Here is an 18,713-nt window from a genome sequence, read left to right as displayed (position 1 = left end):
TTAGCTATCCGTCTCTAGATAATTTCATAGAATGAATTTTTTCCTTTTAAGAAAGGATGGTTATGATGGATAAAACGATAAGTTGGCATGATTTATCACAAAATAGCCTTGTTGTACTAAGAGATAAGGAACGAAATATAGACATTGATTTAAAAATTGCTTTATGGGATAAAGAAAAAGTAATTTTAGAATGTGCAGATTTTATCTACACAATTGTCATAACAAAAGATACTTGGGAAGATGGCCGGGTCATTTTTAAAGAGAAATCAAAAACTATTTAGATGGTTCACTCGTAACTGTTTAACACTAGATTCGAATGAAGTAAAAACAATTCTACCTTATAAAGATTCTGGACTAAAAATCCACTTGTTTACGAAAAAAGATGACGGTAAAGGTAGCAACTTCTATTATTTAGAGGAAGTTGAAATTGCAGAAGATAGTGCGAAAAACGAAATGATGCCGGATGGAAAAGGTAAAGATCTTTCAGTAGTTATGATGAATTTGGTGTTAGAGCAGCCTGTGCAGTATGATATTTACCATTATTTAGTGTATGAATAAGAGAAAGGGACTGTTTTCCGGGGAATTATGGAAACAGTCCTCTTCTTTTTATAGCTTAGATTACACCATCCAACCATTCAATAAACTCTTCTTTTAATTCTTTTTTTCCAACCTCAATGACAGATTCATCTTTTATTTCAGGAAATAATTTAATAAATGTTATAGGTTGTTCCACTTGTTTCACTGCAGTCCCATCTTCACTTGCATACAGACAGATTACACGATTGACAATAGAGCCACGACTATTATACATTCTATTCTCTCCACTATAAAAGAACTGGTTATAAGATATTAATTGATCAAATGTATCTTTTACATAATCTTTACTATAAATGCTTTGGAGCTTTCTGAATTTTGCATCAATTACTATGCTATCTTTGAATAACAGATCCCCATTATCAACCTTTTTATAAACATCCATTTTTATATCTGGTCTCTTTTTCAATAAGTTTGTAAAGAATAGTTCTCCTTTTTCGGACGCCTCATTATTTGAATGAGCATGATATTTGTCATACCATACATGAATTATGGAATTACTATTTTCAAGTGTAAATTTATGTCCACTAGGGATTTTATTTTCATAAAACTGATCAAGCATTTGTGGATGAAAACCTTCTGTCGAATCAAAACCTAACTCTTTGAGAATATTGAGAGTAGTGAAAAGACAATAATATTCAAATATCAGCCACGTAGGTTTATAAATTTTAATTAATCGCTTTTTATTTCCCTCATTCTCTTTAATTTTCTTGCTCTCCTGATAAAGTTCATCTAATAAAAAATAAACATTTTGTTTTAAAAGAGGTTTCTTTTGTCCAATCTGAATATCACTTAAAAAGCTATTAGCTAATAAATGAACCATTCTATTTTTAATTGAATCTAAAGAATTAATCCATCTTTCATGTTGGTTTAAAATACCCATCTTTTCTTTAATTTCTTTTTCTTTAATCAATATTTGACTATTTAAATTAAGAATAACAGTTTTTGCGATATTCCACTTTTTATTGAGTCTATTTTTTTCTGACTCTAATTCTCTACGCTTCTGCTCAAGTGTAAGTGTTTCCTCTTGTAAAATTTGATGATTTCTTCTTATTAGGGTTAAAGCTTTAGAAATTTCACTTTTCCAATTATATACAACATATTTTATCCATTTATTTTCCAAAGTATTGTAAACGTTACTCTTAACTTTATTAAAGTACTTACCACTATCTGAATAACCATTCATTAGTTCCCACTTAACGCTCTTAATTCCAATCTTGCCTATTTGTTTTGACTGCTTATATTCGTTTGTTATTTGGGTGTAGGGATTTTTCTCTATTTTAGACAAAGCATATACTATCAAATTTTGAGTATCGGTAATGAATCTTGCGTATTCATAAAACCATTTTGTTTTTAGTTCTTCAGAAGTTATTTGAGAGTAGGATTGATTACTTAATACATAATCATAAATTATTCCTTCTGCTACCCCCTGTAAGTATGAGTGTATTTGTTCTATTTGTTTACTATTTAAATGAGTTGGTGCAACTTTTATGGCTGTTGTATACTTTTCACCTTTGTAATATATATCTATTAAATAACTTCCCATTCTCCATGGATATACCCCTTCATTTATATCACTATATATCCATTGAATTTCATTATCATCAGTTGTCAATTTATATGACAATGTAGTTTGGTTATCTGCTTCATCGAATAGAGAAGTTTGAATTTCAATGTAAGACTCACTATCCCAGGATTCTTCATCAACAACATAAAATTGTAATCCTATTTTCCAATTTTCTTTAATAGTAATAAATTCAGAGTTGTTGGGTATCTGTTCATATTTCCATACTTGGGTAATTTCAACATTATCTGCAAGTGAGTATGCGAATTTTACACAAAAAGGAAGTTTGGTTCCATTATAATGTAAAACCATTTCTCATCAACTCTTTACTTTTTTGTTTAAGATATTTACGTGAAATTGCAAATTTATTTTCTTCTTCTGTTAGGATGTTTCCTAGTTTACCATTTTTATAATTTTCTTCTTCATCTATCCAACCTACTAAAGATTCTATCTGCTCTCTATGTCCACGTACTTTTGTTAGGATTCGTTGTTTAATTTGGTAATCAAATGCCATTTCGCGAGATAACAAATCATTACCATCTTCATCTTTTGGTATATTATCCAGATAATGACCAATACTTTTCACAATTCTGAAACTTACTCCAGTCTGGCTGTCAAAGTTACTAATTTCCTCATGGATCTTATCTAGTATTAATAACTCGGAATCATCTAAAGCTCTTAATCCCAGAGGTTCCTTAATCCAACTTAAAAAGTTTTCCGCACTAATTCCTCCTATTTCATGCAATTCATTTTTTGTTTTACTTTGATATTCATCTATGTCCTTTGATGCTTCCTCTTCTTCCCGTTTTGAATCTATAAAATTTTTCTTTTCTAGTAAAATAACATTACTTCTATCTAGCATTCTATTTGAAAAATCACGTGTTGTTTCATCGAAATTAGCTGTTCCAACAAATAACAAATTCGATCCAATTGAAATTTCTCTCAATTCAGGCTGATGTGTAATGTTTTTTGGGCCAAAGAGTTTTAGTTTTCTTTCTTCCTTTTTACCTTCTAGTAGAGAGATAAATGGACTGAAATAATGTTCTACTTGCCCTAGATTCATTTCATCAAATACAACCATGTGCATTTTTTTAGGATTTCTCTCAGCCTCAAGTATAAAATTAACCAGACCTACTTCACTCTCTAAGAATATACCTGTTTGAGGGTTTAAAAAACCCAGCACATCTGATGGTTCTGTATACGACGGACTAACAGGTACAAAAAGTAAATTATCTCCTTCTTTTAGACCCAGTGCATCAGCATATAGTCGAGCGAGTTCACTTTTTCCTGTTCCACTCATTCCACCTAGTATGGAGAAGTTAGCGGTTTTTAATGAAGTGTGAAAATTAATAATGTCATTGAATTCGTAAATTAAGCCTCGTTTTTGGGCCAAAAACTCAATCCATTCTATAAACTTACTTTCAGATATTATTGCATTATGGTTATCGAAACTTTCAGGAGTGCTACTAAAATCATCATTATTTTCACTTATCTTTTTAACCTCTATCTTTTCACTTTGTTTATAAGAATCTACAATTAATTCTCCCTTTTCATCAAATTCATTTAATAATTCCATTTTATGATTCGTAGAGATAAATTGAATATCATTATATAGAGCTCTAGCGTACTCAAATGACCAATTTTCAGGTAGTGGAATTCTTCTAATTTCTTCTGGTTTTCTACAAATATAGAGAGTTTCACGCGCTTGGTATTTTTCTAGTGCATCATCACCAATTTGATATAGATACTTATCACACACAATAAATTGAGGAATATCCAATTCATGATTGTACATTGTTAATTCTAATGGCTTTTCATCTAACAGAAACTTCTCAAATCTGTTGTGAGTGATACCTTGTTTGATAGATGGGATAGGTATATAACTTAAAACCCCCATATCTTCATCTGGTTCCACCATTACTATTTCTAAATTGTAGTGATATTTATCTCTATTTCTTTCATACGTAATTTTAGGTTTAAATAATATAAGTTTTCCTTCAAAGTGGTTACGAATAAAATCTACTTTTTCTTCATCACTTAAATCCATATATTCAAATCTCTGTAAATATCTTCTGTTTCGGTTATCAAATGTAACATAAACATCACTTGATGTCTTACCTAATCTTTCACCTAATAAGAGTGGTTCAGTAGAAAGACTTTTAATATAAAACACAACTTTATCTGGCCCTGAAAAGTCAGTTAAACTTACAGAACGACCAAGATCTCTTCCCAATGTCGGTAGACTATAACTATCTTCAGCTAATTTACCTAAAATATAACAATCTTCTATTTTTCGCTTTTCCTTTTCTGTGAGAACCTCTTCGCCAGGTTTAGTATTCAAACTCATATTCTAACTCCTCTCTATATATAAATTGAATTATTTCTGCCATATACGACGCAATATCAAAATGACCTAGTTCATAATATTTCAACTTATTCTTTTCTAAATAAATTTTAATCTTTCCCCATTCTCTAGTCTCAAAGGATACTCTAGTAAAGAATAAAATTTTATCCCTATATGGTTGTAAATTCTTTATTTTTTTATCTTCAGTAAAATCTTTTATTTCTCTCACATATACATCTAATGGAGTATTTTTAAATTCAGCAATTTCACTTGTAATGATTAAGAAATTTTTTTCTTTTATTAAATTGTTTATTAATGTACTTAATATCTCAGAATTTTTACTTGCTAATTTTAAAGTATTTTGTTCTTCTTCTAAAAGTTTAATATTACTCTGTAATAATGAAATTTTAATTTTCAAATTATCATTATCTTCTTTTAATGAAATAAACCTATTTTTATAGGTTATCAACTCATCATTTTCTAATTGTAGCATCTTATTATTTTCTATTATCTTCTCTTTTTCCGATGCTTCCCTTTTATATTTTAAATTTTCGAAACTATATTTTACTTCTTTGAGAATATAGTAATACTCGGGATTAATATAGTTTTCATTTTCAATAATAAAAGCAAATAGTACCAAGAGGAGCTTTTCTTTTGGACATTTAATTAATTCTTTGAAAAGAATCTCTACATCACCTTTTATTTTTTCTCTAAATAAGTAATAATCATTTTTTAATTCCCCTTTTTCTAATAGATTTTCATAGCTCTTTAAATTTCTGTATATTTCATCTTTACCTAATTGTGTATTTATTAGAGATTGAATTTTATCTTTTGTTGTTCGTTCCTCTATTAAACCTTTGAATATAAAATCATTATTCTCCATATTTCCCTTCAAAAGATCTTTCTTTTCTTCAAAGATCTTTTGAAAATTAATGTATAGATATGCAAACGCTTGATACGGCCTAATTTCGTTATCTAGTTCTATTTGCATAATAAATTCCTCTAATGTATTACTCTTTAAATTCAATTCATCAGCAATTGTGTTAAGCATTTGCTGATAATTTAATGCTCTTTTTTTCTTGCGTAATAGACCATTGTTTAGATATTCTTTAATAGCATTTCTTAACCTTATTACAGGTGCATTTTGAATATTTTTATCAAATCCTTGTATCTGCACATTGAATCTACTCGCTATAGTTGCCATATCCTGTTTTTCTAATATGGATAAGAACCAATCAAATTCATTCAAAAATTGCCTCCTCCTTATTTGCATGTCTTCATTTCCAGGATATCATCCTAAGAAATTGTAAGCAATTTACATTAAAAATCATTATTCACTTATTGTTGTTTTGATACATATCTAAAAACCCTTTAAAAGCTCATATCATTACAGACCACTTATTTAGTGATTTAACTAATTACAACTACTTTTTTTACATCAAATACTTTTTTTATTCTCTTCTCTACCATCTCTTTCACCTCATCTTCTTCTAGAAGATCAAGCACCAAGGCCCCACCGGATATGTTAAGGTACTTAGTCGATTCAACAAAATGATCACGCTTAATAACAACACCCTCATCACGCAGAGCAATCAGTGCTCGTAAAATCCCTTTAGTAATCGCACGGTTTGATGTGAAGTTACTTGAAAAGAACACGACACAACGTGCTGAGAAGTCCGCTGAGCAGAAGAATTCTGTTAACCAATATGGGTTTTCTTGATTGTTTTCATCATATGTCATGTATCCTACCCACCATAGACGAGCTAGTGCGTGGACGAACAACGAACGTTTCGCACCGTTTTCAAAGAACATGGCAGATTTGATACGTGTATCGTTTTTCTTTTCAATGTCTTTCGCAATTCGGTAATAGATGTAGTCGCGGAAATACACATGGGCAAGGCCAGACCAGAGCTTTTCTTGTGTTGCCAAAGAAACTGGTAGATCTTTCAATGATTCATAGACGATTTTCACATTTTCATAATCTCTAACTAAGTAATCTCCCCCCATATGTAGTTCAGGCTTCTCAAACTCAATCTTCGACTCTAGTAATCGCCCCTCTTGACCAAAGTACTCATCAAACCAAGCATCGTCCCGCTTATAGTAGTGCTCTTTATAGGTTTCAAAATTTACACGAAGGTCTTGTAGGGCGTCTTCAGATAAAAATTTGATTTTCATTGATTATTCCATCCCTTCGTTTAGTTTTTGGATTTCGTTGAATGCTTTTTCTAATGGGTTTTGTAGGACCATTTGAGCTGCGCGAAGAACAGGAATCGTTCCATCAATGACTTGTGTTAATGGAATGTTGTTCTTTTTGAAGATTTGCTCAAGGACTTGGTACCATTTGTATTCGCTGTAGTCCGCGCTATCTTCTTTTAATGTGTAAAACACTTCCATTAGGCTCGGCAAAATCACCACGGAAAGGATCGTTTCCTTTAATCGCGAACCTGAATTGATTGCGTATTGATCGTAAATCGCTTTTGGTAACTCAATAATAATTTGTGGTGAGTTGAGTGAAACGACCAATTCCTTCGCGCTTTCTGATCGGCGAACCGTTACAATGGAAGGCAAGTTTTGTGATTCCAAGTCTTCTTCAAATAGAGTGACCTCAACTGCTTCACCAAGTGCTAGAATGTTCCCCTTCTCATAGGTGATCGTTGCATCAGAATAGAAATCATTCAAGTTTGGATTTGTATATTCTTCAATTGTTTCATTGGCCAAGATAAATGGATGCACATCGATTTTTCCGCGCAACAGATTTTCAGGAATGTTTGCCACAATTTTTGTTTCATCCGATTGATAGATTTTACGGAAACTTGTTTGTGGGCACTCCACGTGTAAAGCGTATTTTGCTTTTCCTTCATTAATAAGACTCGCAATCTTACTGTCTTGAAGATTACAGTTTAGATTGATATAAAGTTGGCCAAATGTTTTCTGTGCTTCAACTGTTGTTTCAAACTTCGAGCCAATATAATCATCGTTCTCTACGGAGAGCACTGGGTATGGGAATGAATTATTAAATTTCATATAGGTCCACCTCCATCACGCAGTATTGCTCGTAATCTACTTTTACTTTAATATTTTTTGGTTTCTTACCTGTTAAGTTGATAAAACGTACTACATTTTTATCAATGCTTGTCACTTGGATGTCAGGTGATTGAACATCAAGGATTGGCAAGATGTAATCACTTTGTTCACCTGATACTTTGAATTCAAGTTTCCCTTTTTCGAATTTCTTCTCAGGTTTGATGTTTACACGATATAACCCTTCATTCTTCTGAAGGCATACGTAACGTTTTTCCACATCAATTGGTTTATTTTTTTCCTTTTCGCCTTTACCTTCTTGTGCTCCACCAGTACCTTCATCAGAAGGGCCTTGCTCACCGTGAGTATTGCCAGTTCCGCCACCTTGACCAAGACCTTCATCACGTTCATCATCGGAATGGCCTGCTTGATCGCCTTCTGGAGTGATGCCCGCTTCAGCAAGCGTGTCTTCGAAGTCTTCTTTTCGTTGTTTTTTCTTTAGTTTCTTTTTTGATTTTTCCTTTTTCTTTTGAGCAATAGATTTGATTTTCAGCGTTAGAGATTCTTTCTTATCATCCCCTTCACCTTCCACTGTTGTCGTGTCAGGTAGGAAGTCGCTTAAACCAAAGGCATCCATTGTGTCTGTCGTTTCAGCCTGGAATGTTTGCTGCACTGTTTCGCGAACGAATCTGCGTAAGTCTTTAAAGGCTGTATCTGCTTCTTTCGGCGCTTCTTCAAAACGGTTCGGCTCCCAACCTGTGTGGGCTGGGTTTTCCATTTTCTTAAACACTTGGTTCATGTGCTTACCTGTGATAATAAGGATTCCAGTAAAGGAGATACTTCCACTGATACGATTTTGTTCGAACAAACGCATCCCCGCTTTACGCGTCATGAGCACACGCCGATTCAGATCTTCACCTTTCATGATATACAGGGTTGCTTCGCCTTCATCAAAGTTACCAATCTTTTTATAAGATTTCGCCGGATACGAAATTTGAATACTATCTTCAGAAGTTAATAGTCTAAAGTAGTTCTTCACATGGCGGTAATCTTCTTTTGTACCATCTAGCTGTGCAATGAGTGAGCCAATGTTTTCGTGTGAAATGATTTCATCTTCCACTTTCACAACCAGTTTGTTTTGCCAGATTGTAATGAAGAAGTTGAAAATCACAGAGTTACGAACTGCTTCTATCCAATTTTGATCTTTTGGTTGGAAGGCAGAGACGAAAATGTCCGTTCCTGATTCTTGGCGATTAAAGCCTGAATCTAAATTAATCAGACCTGGTATAGCATTCGAGTTTTCATTGTTCGTAAAATAACCCGTTCCTAAAGTAATTTGGCCAGGTTGTTTTTCAAATGACATGATGTTAGCTACACCAATGTGAGATTGATAGTTTGATTGATCTTGTGACGAGTAAAATAAAATTCGGAGCTTCGAATTGGCAAAAGGAGCGGACTTTCCAATTCCGAAACTTCCACCTGAGCTATCTCCTTTGTTTGAAGAACCTGCTTCTCTTATTAATGAACTCCATGGTGTACCAAGTTCCCCTGTTTGTGCCCCTTCTAATCCTTTCGTGTTAAAGTCGCTAATTCTTAAGAACGGTATTTTGGTATCGTTTAATATGTATTTTGCTTGCTCAACGAACTGTTCTGTTTTTGGATTTTTGTTTTCCCAAGTGATTTCGCATTTATTGAATGCTTCTAATAATTCCGCTCGTTGTGGGAACTGATTGTTCGAGAGTTTGAAACTTTTGAACTCCACTACTACTGGTTTGGTTTCATCCTTTATAGCGTCCAGTGAATTTTGACAAATCTCACGCGTCAACGAATCCAACTCATTCCCTTTAAACGTCTCAATCCCTGCATTATTGATGGAATTAATCGTCCCACCAGCTGCTGCGGGGAAGTTCCAATAAGGTTGCATGTCGATCCCCTTTCCATACTATCGTACTATGACTATTGTAATATTATAACAAAATTAGATCTGGTAGTAATTAGGGATAGATTGCCAGTGTTGTTAGAAATAATAAGAACTTGAACAATACCATTCTATCTATTAAGTGAGGATTTTTCTGGTGAATTACTTTAGAAATGGTTCTAGGCTTATCTTTTAACTAATTAAACTAGGGAATCTTAAAGCTAATAAGATATATACAGATTTGTATATTATTTACTATAATTATCCATATTCGTGAAAAAACAATCGGAGGTATGCACCTAGTGTTTAAAAGAATAATACTATTCTCTACTCTAACAACTACTTTATATGGTTGTTCTGTAGAAGAAACATTTGAAAAAGGACAGGATTTATTAGAGAAAGGAGAAGAAGTAGTTAACGTGGCTAGTTCAAAAGTAAACGAAGTAACTTCTCTTTTTGATGGGAACATCCGTGAAATTCAAAATTCAAATGTTTACGATGAAGATTATACCTTCAAAGAATTAATTGCTACTACAGTAGAAAACCCACAATGGACAAGTGAAACAGATACATATGTAACATTGCAAGGAAAACTAAAACCAACTTCGGTAGACTTAGCTCAATACAATGGCTTAGAGGAGATCATACTAGACTTTCCGTTTGATGAAGGTAGCGGTATTTCGCTTGCTAACGCCGGAGTTTTTACTACTATAGATGGTGGTGCTATTATTGACGGTACTGCATATGAACTGTCGGGTGATGAGATAATTGGGATATTAAACATTATATACGAGACTAATTAACGGTTTTATGGACATAATAAATAGTTGTTTTTACATAAGGTTAATCTCCCCGTATAAACATTTGGAAAATGTTAATTTACTCTATTTTACATTTTACTAGTAGTAGTATAGATAGTTTTCCAATAAGAACATACGTGCTATAATTTATTTGTAATAGTTTGGTAGCTCGAGGGTGGTTGGCTACTCCCCACGTTTGAAAGGGGGTGGTCCTGTGACAGTATTTGAAACACTAATGTTTGCAGTCGCATTCGCAGCATTGATTGTATCAATACTATCATCAAACCATAAAAAATAACCCATCCTTGAGTTAACGGCTCAGATGGGTTATCGATACCTAATGCAGCCAATCCCCTTGTAGGGACCGACTATTATATTGACCGCTTGATGTTACAGCATCAAGTAGTCTCTTTTAAGTTCCACTTTTACTTCCTATATTATACAAAATATTTATTCCTATAACAAGAATCTTTCCTGTTGTAATCTTAACTTAACACCCAAACACAAATTCCTCAATCCCCATTTAACAACTCTCATTTTAGCAAACAAAAAATCAACTTCCCATAAATACTCCGCCAAGATTCATCCAAATTAACTGTTAAAACCTCTAATGAAACCCTCTCACTCCAACGATACGACTCTTTTACCTCCTTACCATTGAACGGATAAATGAGAATTCCACGCACCTGAATATCATCTTCCTGATGCATCAAGTACGTAAATAATTGATACATATTGTGGCTATGAAAAGAGGCTTTGCCATAATATTCTTGGAAGACGTTTTTATAAAACTTTGCGTCCATGATGATTTTTCGTTTCTCATACTTATGTGTAAGTGAAATATCCGTACGCATCGTAGGTAAAAGGCTTTGATTCCCTTCTAGTTTCCATTGCATTTGTTCTACGGAAACTCGGTAGTCCTGTTGCTCAATACGATAAAAATAGAATAAAAACTTCTCGAACAATTGGTTTAAAGCCCCATCATCAAGTTCTGCGGTAAATAAACTCCAATTACCACTCTTGTGCGAAAGCAACACTAACTCATATAGCATTAACGCGATATGCATCATTTTTTTATAGTAGATATTATTGCGATGATAGGAGATTCTTAAAAACATTTGCTTTGTTAGCTTGATATCCTCGACTTGTGCAAGATGTTCAACCCACTTATAACAACGTATCCGTGTCTCTTCTTTAATTAGTCGATTTCGTGAAAGCATTGTTAATGTGGCTTTCATGACCTGATTAAAAAGAATGTTCATTGAATACTCATCTTTTTCACAGACCATGATTGGGCGTTTAGCCAATAAAAGATTGAGCGATTCGTTCATTAAAATCCGTCCTGCTAGCTTATCGGTCTGCTCCACCAATGGTACATAATTTTTTATGAATCCTTTTTGATGAAGGAACTCTACCTCTTTCAAAAATCGTTTTGCAATAAAGTCATAGGATATCAGATCTTCATCTACATCATTAAAACTTTTGATCAACTCAGGCATTTCATTGACATAGCTGAGAAGGCAAAACAAATTGCGAATCGGTACTTTAAATGTTTGGGACATTTTAGACACCCTCTAACAACCGATCTACTACTTCCAATCGATCGAAGAAATACTCTTCTAACAATGGGCGAATCTCAAATTCGATTACGTTTTCAAACCAAACAGTCTCTTCCATCTCATCTAAAGAGCTCGTGAAAAATGAATGTCCAATTGCAAAGCCTGTTCCCAATTGAAAGTCACTTATAATTTCGTTATTCCATTTGGTAACCGCTGCTAATATACGGTTCATTAGTAAGTCTGATACTCCATTTTGAAGCAAATGGTTCTGCCATTTTTCATTAAATGTTGGATTTAATGTAACAAAACCAAATCGACGTCTTAAAGCTACATCTAACTGTGCCAATGAACGGTCAGCTGTATTCATTGTACCTATTAAATAAACATTACTAGGGACAGTAAATAATTCTTTCGAGTATCCCATCGTTACAAAATCATCACGCTTGTCCTTTTCTATCAGCATGAATAGCTCACCAAATACTTTTGAAACATTCCCTCTATTTATTTCATCTATAATAAAGTAGTAGTCCTTTTCAGGGTTCTCCCCTGCTTTCTTACAAAAATCGTAGAAGATACCGTATTGTAATGAAAAACCATTGTTGCTTGGACGATACCCCATCACGAAATCTTCATAGGCATAATTTTGATGAAACTGAACAAGTTCAACGCGATTCGGATCTATCTCGCCAATTAAAGAATATGCTAAACGCTTAGATACAAAGGTTTTCCCTACACCGGGTGGTCCTTGTAAAATGATGTTTTTCTTATATCGAAGTAAGTTTGCAATTTTATCGTACTTAGCTTCATCAATAAATACATCACGAAGAAAATTCTCTTTTGTATAAATGGTGTTTTCAATATTATCAGTGGATGCAAAATACTCCTCTAATGCAACTTTTAAATTGGGCTTTAAGATCCAAGAAAAGTGGCTGTTTTCAACATATTCTCCATTAAACAATACAGACCAATATGAATTTCCCCCTTCTTTATTTTGCTCAGGATGCTGACCGAGTTCTTTTAAAATTCGTTTCGCTAGGTTTACTACTGCTGGAATAAATGAAGAGTAATGCCTGTTTAATGCTTGGCCTAGCTGACTAGCAGTAGCTGCACCACCTAGATTCAGCATAACCTTTAAGTATTCAAGGTCACTCACCGTAAAAATGGTTTTATTATGAACGAGTGTTTTCCACACTTCTATACTAATTTCAGAATCATTCATACTGGATGACCTTTCTGTATTACTAGTTTCTTTAAACAATTCAATAACATCTACTATCTTTTGGTTTAGCTGTTCTAATGTAAATTGATTTATCTGGTATACACTATCAATATCTTCAGTGCCTCGTAGTGGATGTTGGTCACCATATGCTAATCCATATCGAATCCGTTCCCCATCGATTTTTACGAATAATTGAGGTGCTACCCGATGATTCACATATTTATCTTCATACAATGCTAACCAGCATTCCGAACCTCCAAAGTATTGATTCCAATTGAACCCATTTAGAACCTTCCCTTTTACAAACACGATGTCTGAACATACGTCAAATCGTTGAATGGCTTCATGAATCTTCTGTTGTTCTAGCTTAACCTTTTCTTTTTTATCGATATAGAATAATTCGAAGATAATAGAGAAATTGTTCCACGCCTGCAAAATGTTTGTATCGTAATTTCCCTTCACCTGATCCTTAACTTTTTCTAATTCATCAATTGTAAGGTTCCCTGTTTCAATTAATTGATCTAACACGTGAAAGCGAATCTTTTTCACCTTTTCTTCCCCGCGGTATTTTTCACGTGTTGATTTGAGCACTTCTAGTGGGATATCCTTTAGAGCTTGTAACATCTCCCCTGGATTCTGTTGATACTCTCTCAATTTTTTTGCTAAGCCACTCAAATAAACGACAGCACTTTCAACAATGATTTCATCATATTGCGTACTACAGAAAAGGTAATCTTGGACATCGAGCATAAAGATATTTGGGTGATTTTCTTGCATTTTTTCAAGAATGACCTCACAGATTTCTACATACGTAGAGTAATTTTCGTGAACTAAACCCAATTTCATATTGATTCCAAAGTTTTTCTTTACTTCTTTAAAAACTTCCTCTTTATATAAAGGATATTTCTTCAGGTCATAGGCTGCTAACATATACCCAAAAAGCGGTGCCCCTAGTGATAGATTGGCATCATATTCACGTCCCGCTTGTCGAAATGCTTCAATTCGTTTTTCAAGAGATTCTGTTTTATCAATAAGCTTGTTCCAAAGTATAGCTACCTCATCCGGACGAGCTTCAGCAAAGCGAACTAAATCTTGTGTATTGCTCCAGTGAACGAAACTACCTGATGATGGGTTTTCTTTCTGTAACTTTTTTGCAGCTTCCACCACTGTATCTGTAGATAATTCAATTTCTTTAAAGTAGTTATTTAAACTAGTTAAAATATCATATTTGTACCCTTCATCGTATTCCTCATGGTTTTTGAACTTTAGATATTTTGAGAAAGAGATATCCAAATATTTATCTTTTAATATACATGCTTGTATAAAATCTCGATTCATCATTCCACCTCAGATTTAGACTTATTATTATAATTATAATCAACTTTTCTATTGTGGACTAAAACCAACTAGAAAATGTAGAAAATATGATGTTCTATACCCGTACTTAAACACACTGTACCTATTCAAAAGTCCTTGGAGATAGTTCTAAAGTTTGTAAAAGGAGAATACATTTTCCTTAAGATGTAGAAGCTATTAATAACGAGTTATAAACAAATTTTTAATTCTAAATCAGGTTATATTACATAATGATTATGGAGGTATTTTGAGTGGAGCAATTTACGGAGCAGTTAAAAAGTTTAGCAAAACGTATTGGAACATTAAGAGATTCAATTGCAACTGAGGAAGCAACAAAAACGGCTATCGTTATGCCTTTCTTTCAACTTTTAGGATATGATGTGTTCAACCCATTAGAATTCTGCCCGGAATTTACTGCAGATGTAGGTATTAAAAAAGGTGAAAAAGTTGACTATGCCATCTTAATGGATGGAGAACCTATCATCTTAATTGAATGTAAGAGTATCAGCGAAAAACTTACGAAACACGACTCTCAACTCTTCCGTTATTTCGGTACAACCTCAGCCAAATTCGGGATTTTAACTAATGGTGTAGAATATAAATTTTTCACTGATTTAGAAGAAACAAACAAAATGGATACGACACCATTCTTTGTATTCAATATTCATGAATTACGTGATAGCCAAGTTCAGGAAATTGCTAAATTTAGGAAAGAAACATTCGATGTTGATAACATTGCTAGTGCTGCATCAGAACTTAAATATTTAAATGCTTTAAAAACTTATTTATCTGAGCAGTTTGAGAACCCTAGTGAAGATTTCATTAGATATCTAGTTAACCAAATTTATGATGGTGTAAAAACAAAAAATACAATTGAGAAGTTTACCCCAATCATTTCAAAAGGATTAAAACAAATTATTAACGAAAAAGTAAATGATAAATTGAACGCAGCTTTAAAATCGACGGGTGATAATAAAATTAATATTACATTACCGGATTCAAAGGAAGTAACGCCTAGTGAAAATGAAAAGGAAAACGAAAAAGAACATGAGGAAACAAATACAATAGTTACGACAATAGAAGAATTAGAAACCTATTCCGTAGTTAAGGTGATTTTGAAAGACGTAATCTCGCCAGATCGGGTTTTCTATCGTGATAACCGAAGCTATTTCAATATTTTAATTGACGACAGTATCCGTAAATGGATACTTCGAGCATATTTCAATGAAAACCGAAACTATATTGTATTAAATAACGGTCCTAATGATAAGGAGCGGACAACAATCGAATTTAATCAACCTATTGATTTAATTGATTATCAAGAACAAATTTTAGAAACAGCTAAACAGTATACTTGATTAATGGATTGTTATTGATAGCTTCCAAATTGAATGTTTTACATTGCTACTAGTTTTTGAACTAGTAGCTTTTTTTAATTTCTTATTTGCGGTATTTAATATTTTGCACCTCACTTCTTTGAAGCTTATAAAACTCTTCTCGTATCCCTGCATACAAGATGAAAATTCCTTGAATAATGAGTAATACTTTTTTTATATAAATATACTTTTACTAGAAAATATTACTAGTATTTCTTATCATAAAGAGGCACCTTACTAACTTTTTATGTTAAAATTTGGGTATGCTATAATGATCCCTTCTATCGCCTATATTAAGCTTGATGCTTCACTCATTGCTAAAATTGAAATCAAATGGTTGGGAGCTTAGGCTTTTGGTCGGAGATTAGTTATATATTACATAACTCAATGCAAACATTAGAAAATGAGGTGATTTAATGTACTTTTTCTTTCCCTTCGGTAAAAAGAAACAAGAACTAAAAGATACTGCAGTAGCAACTACAATAAATACCAATCAGTCGAAAATGGATGATGAGTATTGGGCAAACCGCAAAGGTGAACTTGGTGAGTATAAAATTGATATACAGCTCGATCAGTTTCCCAAAAACTATAAACATATTAGTGACTTGATGATTCAGAATACATATTCATCTACAGGTTATTCTCAAATTGACCATATGATGATCACACCATATGGCATATTTGTTATTGAAACAAAAAATTATCAGGGAACGATTTATGGAGGGAAAAATCGAAAAACGTGGTTAGTGAATGGGAAGTTTAAAATGATGAGTCCCCTAGTTCAAAACTACGGTCATATACAGGCTATTAAAAATAGTATAGATTTGAAATATCATGAATTCTTTATATCCATGGTTTCTTTCACAAAACGCTGCACATTTAAGATTGATGAGGAATTAAGAAAAATCCAATCTAATGAATTAGTCGTTTATGATATTGAATTGACTGAGTTTATCAATCGGAAAGTTGCAATCAATAAGCTAGTACATAAAAAACCCATCTTATCAGATCAAGATATTGAATCCATTTACAACACTTTGTTAGATGCCAATATTTCTGATTCAGAAATTCGAAAACAACATGTTGAGAATATAAAGAATAAGAAATATGAAAGTGCAAAAAAGTCAGAAGATAATAAATGTTTCGTATGTCAAAAGCCCGTTTCTGATAAAGTGAAGACATTTTGCTTGTCCAATAAAAAATTTAGTGGAAATATCTACTGTTTTGAGCATCAGAAAAATATTTAGAAAATACACTACTGGTTACATTAATAAAGAAGCAGAGACAACTATGTGAGTGTTCCTGCTTCCTTATTTATAGCAGACATAAGGCCTTGGTATGAGGTTGAATTACGAAATAAAGGGTGATTTGGTTGCCCATGGTTTAAAACCTCTAAACAAAAAGGTTTAATGTCTGATATACTTAGCAATTTAAGAATTTCCTTATCTTGTTTTTTATAAAATCCATTCTCTTCTCATGTTACATTTTAACACCATTATTATGCTTACGTGTTTTGATATTTATTTTCCCATTTAACCAGGAATAAGCACTGCCAGCAATAACTCTTTCTAACTCATTGTTAGTATTATTACTTATTTCATCGAACAGTTCTAAAAAATTATCCCAGGTTAATATACCGATACCAAGAAGTTTTGATAATTCATGATTTCGATGTGGTAGCTCATCCATAATTCTATTGATAGAATGTTTATATTCATTTGTAACAGCTACACCTTTTGACGAATGTTTTCCATCAAGAATGAGTAATGAAAAATAAAAATCTCTTTCATTTACATATTCCAAACCTACATCAATATTCCGGATAACTTGGTTTCTATTTACATCATGGGTAGTACTCATGCTAATATCGCTCTTATATTTTGCTTCAATTATCCATACAAACTCATCTGATTCTATAATAATATCAATTTCAGATGTACCTTCAGGAGTTTTATAGTTGGAAGATGGATTCAATTTTCTCCATAGATGGATATCAATGAAATCCAATTTATATCCAAATTCTTTTTGAAAAGTTTCAACAAAGATGTTCGGTAACCAACTTTTCGGATCGATTTGTTTTAAACTACGGAACACATTCCAAGTTATTGCATCTTCACTATTTTCACTTTTTAGGTGTTCTAGTTTCAAGCCACGCCAATGTTTGAATTCTGTACTATATCGATCAATTATTAGTGAATCTCGAAAATTCTTACCACTGTTTGTTTCCATCTCTTCCCCCACAATTGACATTTATTATTTTAAGAAACTTTCTTTGTATACCTACAACTCGGATAATTTTTACACCCATAAAACGAACCATACTTCCCCCTCTTAAGAATTAGTTCTCCACCACATTTAGAACACGAGTTTTGCTTGATATTTTCTGTTTCTTTTACTTTTTGACTTCTAAGATTAGTTTTTAGTGTGTGGACATGTTGTTTTTTCAGATGCTTCTTCTCTTTTTTATCTTCAATAACCAAACAATCAAGAGCTTGATTAATTGTTTGTATTTCGCAAGTAAAAATTGAGCCATTTATTAATTAAAAACTGAGCCACTTAAACCGAACTATTTTCAAGCCATTCTTTTGTATCTAATATTCGATAAGATGGTCCAACCGTGTCTATCATATAAGCTCTATGTGTTAATCGGTCTGTTAAAGCTGCTGTTAAAACTAAATCATGAATTACTTCTTCCCAGCGATCAAATGATGAATTACTCGTAACTATTGTAGATGCTCTCCCTGCACGTAGGGAAAGATGAGTAAATAATAATTTTGCACTTTCTTTATCAAAAGAAATATAACCTAGCTCATCTATAATCACTAAATAAATACTTTTCAAACCTCAATTCAAATGAACGTAACGTTCTTTCAGAACGGCTTTCCTTTAACTGATTTACAAGTGGTGACACTGCTGTTTATTGCAAAATAAAAGTGCAGACTAGTGCAAAGAATTTGTACAG

At 32.9% G+C, this 18,713-nt stretch carries 15 protein-coding genes and 1 pseudogene; 5 read left to right on the top strand and 11 right to left on the bottom strand.

The window, feature by feature from the left end:
* The first annotated feature begins 65 nt into the window (after window positions 1-65).
* Entirely contained in the window at window positions 66-281 is a 216-nt protein-coding gene (locus CD30_RS08710; RefSeq protein WP_036175402.1) for a hypothetical protein, read from the top strand.
* Entirely contained in the window at window positions 241-558 is a 318-nt protein-coding gene (locus CD30_RS08705; RefSeq protein ID WP_036175400.1) for a DUF3427 domain-containing protein, read from the top strand. The genes CD30_RS08710 and CD30_RS08705 overlap by 41 nt, the downstream gene beginning before the upstream one ends.
* A 55-nt stretch (window positions 559-613) precedes the next feature.
* On the opposite strand, the gene CD30_RS08700 is transcribed toward CD30_RS08705, so the two are convergent.
* The 6 genes from CD30_RS08700 to CD30_RS08675 form a co-directional block, all read right to left on the bottom strand.
* Window positions 614-2,470, bottom strand: a complete 1,857-nt coding sequence (locus CD30_RS08700) for a hypothetical protein (protein WP_036175398.1) — start codon at window positions 2,468-2,470, stop codon at window positions 614-616.
* Window positions 2,454-4,505, bottom strand: coding sequence for an McrB family protein (locus CD30_RS19455; protein WP_052126113.1), 2,052 nt, complete (start codon window positions 4,503-4,505; stop codon window positions 2,454-2,456). The genes CD30_RS08700 and CD30_RS19455 overlap by 17 nt, the downstream gene beginning before the upstream one ends.
* Window positions 4,489-5,751, bottom strand: a complete 1,263-nt coding sequence (locus tag CD30_RS08690; RefSeq protein WP_036175396.1) for a hypothetical protein — start codon at window positions 5,749-5,751, stop codon at window positions 4,489-4,491. Before CD30_RS08690 ends, CD30_RS19455 begins: the two co-directional genes overlap by 17 nt.
* Window positions 5,752-5,912: 161 nt before the next feature.
* Window positions 5,913-6,677 carry a DUF6339 family protein gene (locus CD30_RS20540; protein ID WP_235802031.1) on the bottom strand — a complete coding sequence of 255 codons (765 nt, stop codon included), beginning with the start codon at window positions 6,675-6,677 and terminating at the stop codon, window positions 5,913-5,915.
* A 3-nt stretch (window positions 6,678-6,680) separates the two neighbouring features.
* Entirely contained in the window at window positions 6,681-7,526 is an 846-nt protein-coding gene (locus CD30_RS08680; RefSeq protein WP_052126112.1) for a hypothetical protein, read from the bottom strand.
* Complete coding sequence (locus tag CD30_RS08675; protein WP_088350745.1) at window positions 7,516-9,447, bottom strand: hypothetical protein; 1,932 nt, start codon at window positions 9,445-9,447, stop codon at window positions 7,516-7,518. The genes CD30_RS08680 and CD30_RS08675 overlap by 11 nt, the downstream gene beginning before the upstream one ends.
* Window positions 9,448-9,743: 296 nt before the next feature.
* Here CD30_RS08675 and CD30_RS08670 point away from each other — a divergent pair, with 296 nt between their 5' ends.
* A complete protein-coding gene (locus CD30_RS08670) occupies window positions 9,744-10,244 on the top strand; it encodes a hypothetical protein (RefSeq protein ID WP_036175394.1) in 501 nt (166 codons plus the stop codon).
* Between the two features lie 530 nt (window positions 10,245-10,774).
* Here CD30_RS08670 and CD30_RS08665 read toward each other — a convergent pair.
* A complete protein-coding gene (locus CD30_RS08665) occupies window positions 10,775-11,803 on the bottom strand; it encodes an McrC family protein (protein ID WP_036175392.1) in 1,029 nt (342 codons plus the stop codon).
* A 1-nt stretch (window position 11,804) separates the two neighbouring features.
* The gene (locus CD30_RS19450; protein ID WP_052126111.1) at window positions 11,805-14,357 is read right to left on the bottom strand and encodes an AAA family ATPase; all 2,553 of its coding nucleotides are present in this window, start codon (window positions 14,355-14,357) and stop codon (window positions 11,805-11,807) included.
* A gap of 269 nt (window positions 14,358-14,626) precedes the next feature.
* Here CD30_RS19450 and CD30_RS08655 point away from each other — a divergent pair, with 269 nt between their 5' ends.
* Window positions 14,627-15,733 (top strand): type I restriction endonuclease, encoded by a 1,107-nt coding sequence (locus CD30_RS08655; RefSeq protein ID WP_036175390.1) that lies wholly within the window; start codon window positions 14,627-14,629, stop codon window positions 15,731-15,733.
* A gap of 434 nt (window positions 15,734-16,167) precedes the next feature.
* The gene (locus CD30_RS08650) at window positions 16,168-16,998 is read left to right on the top strand and encodes a nuclease-related domain-containing protein (RefSeq protein WP_036175387.1); all 831 of its coding nucleotides are present in this window, start codon (window positions 16,168-16,170) and stop codon (window positions 16,996-16,998) included.
* Between the two features lie 232 nt (window positions 16,999-17,230).
* Here the strand turns inward: CD30_RS08650 and CD30_RS08645 are convergent, their stop codons facing one another.
* From CD30_RS08645 to CD30_RS08640, 3 genes and pseudogenes are all read right to left on the bottom strand, one after another.
* Window positions 17,231-17,980 carry a hypothetical protein gene (locus tag CD30_RS08645; RefSeq protein ID WP_036175384.1) on the bottom strand — a complete coding sequence of 250 codons (750 nt, stop codon included), beginning with the start codon at window positions 17,978-17,980 and terminating at the stop codon, window positions 17,231-17,233.
* Between the two features lie 29 nt (window positions 17,981-18,009).
* Complete coding sequence (locus CD30_RS19760) at window positions 18,010-18,231, bottom strand: topoisomerase DNA-binding C4 zinc finger domain-containing protein (protein ID WP_235802030.1); 222 nt, start codon at window positions 18,229-18,231, stop codon at window positions 18,010-18,012.
* Window positions 18,232-18,307: 76 nt separating this feature from the next.
* Window positions 18,308-18,668 (bottom strand): annotated as a pseudogene (locus CD30_RS08640) (ATP-binding protein); the annotation flags it as partial.
* Between the last annotated feature and the right edge of the window lie 45 nt (window positions 18,669-18,713).

Origin of the sequence: Ureibacillus massiliensis 4400831 = CIP 108448 = CCUG 49529, from assembly GCF_000772965.1 — a bacterium.
Classification (GTDB): Bacteria; Bacillota; Bacilli; order Bacillales_A; family Planococcaceae; genus Ureibacillus; species Ureibacillus massiliensis.
Note: the sequence above shows the minus strand (reverse complement) of the source record. Positions and strands in the feature narration are given on the sequence as shown.

Excerpts from the sequence above, each read along its gene's own strand:
- CD30_RS08645 (WP_036175384.1), bottom strand. The coding sequence starts at position 17,980 with ATGGAAACAAACAGTGGTAAGAATTTTCGAGATTCACTAATAATTGAT.
- CD30_RS08675 (WP_088350745.1), bottom strand. The coding sequence starts at position 9,447 with ATGCAACCTTATTGGAACTTCCCCGCAGCAGCTGGTGGGACGATTAAT.
- CD30_RS08710 (WP_036175402.1), top strand. The coding sequence starts at position 66 with ATGGATAAAACGATAAGTTGGCATGATTTATCACAAAATAGCCTTGTT.
- CD30_RS08665 (WP_036175392.1), bottom strand. The coding sequence starts at position 11,803 with ATGTCCCAAACATTTAAAGTACCGATTCGCAATTTGTTTTGCCTTCTC.
- CD30_RS19455 (WP_052126113.1), bottom strand. The coding sequence starts at position 4,505 with ATGAGTTTGAATACTAAACCTGGCGAAGAGGTTCTCACAGAAAAGGAA.
- CD30_RS08680 (WP_052126112.1), bottom strand. The coding sequence starts at position 7,526 with ATGAAATTTAATAATTCATTCCCATACCCAGTGCTCTCCGTAGAGAAC.
- CD30_RS08705 (WP_036175400.1), top strand. The coding sequence starts at position 241 with ATGGCCGGGTCATTTTTAAAGAGAAATCAAAAACTATTTAGATGGTTC.
- CD30_RS08700 (WP_036175398.1), bottom strand. The coding sequence starts at position 2,470 with ATGGTTTTACATTATAATGGAACCAAACTTCCTTTTTGTGTAAAATTC.
- CD30_RS20540 (WP_235802031.1), bottom strand. The coding sequence starts at position 6,677 with ATGAAAATCAAATTTTTATCTGAAGACGCCCTACAAGACCTTCGTGTA.
- CD30_RS08650 (WP_036175387.1), top strand. The coding sequence starts at position 16,168 with ATGTACTTTTTCTTTCCCTTCGGTAAAAAGAAACAAGAACTAAAAGAT.
- CD30_RS19450 (WP_052126111.1), bottom strand. The coding sequence starts at position 14,357 with ATGAATCGAGATTTTATACAAGCATGTATATTAAAAGATAAATATTTG.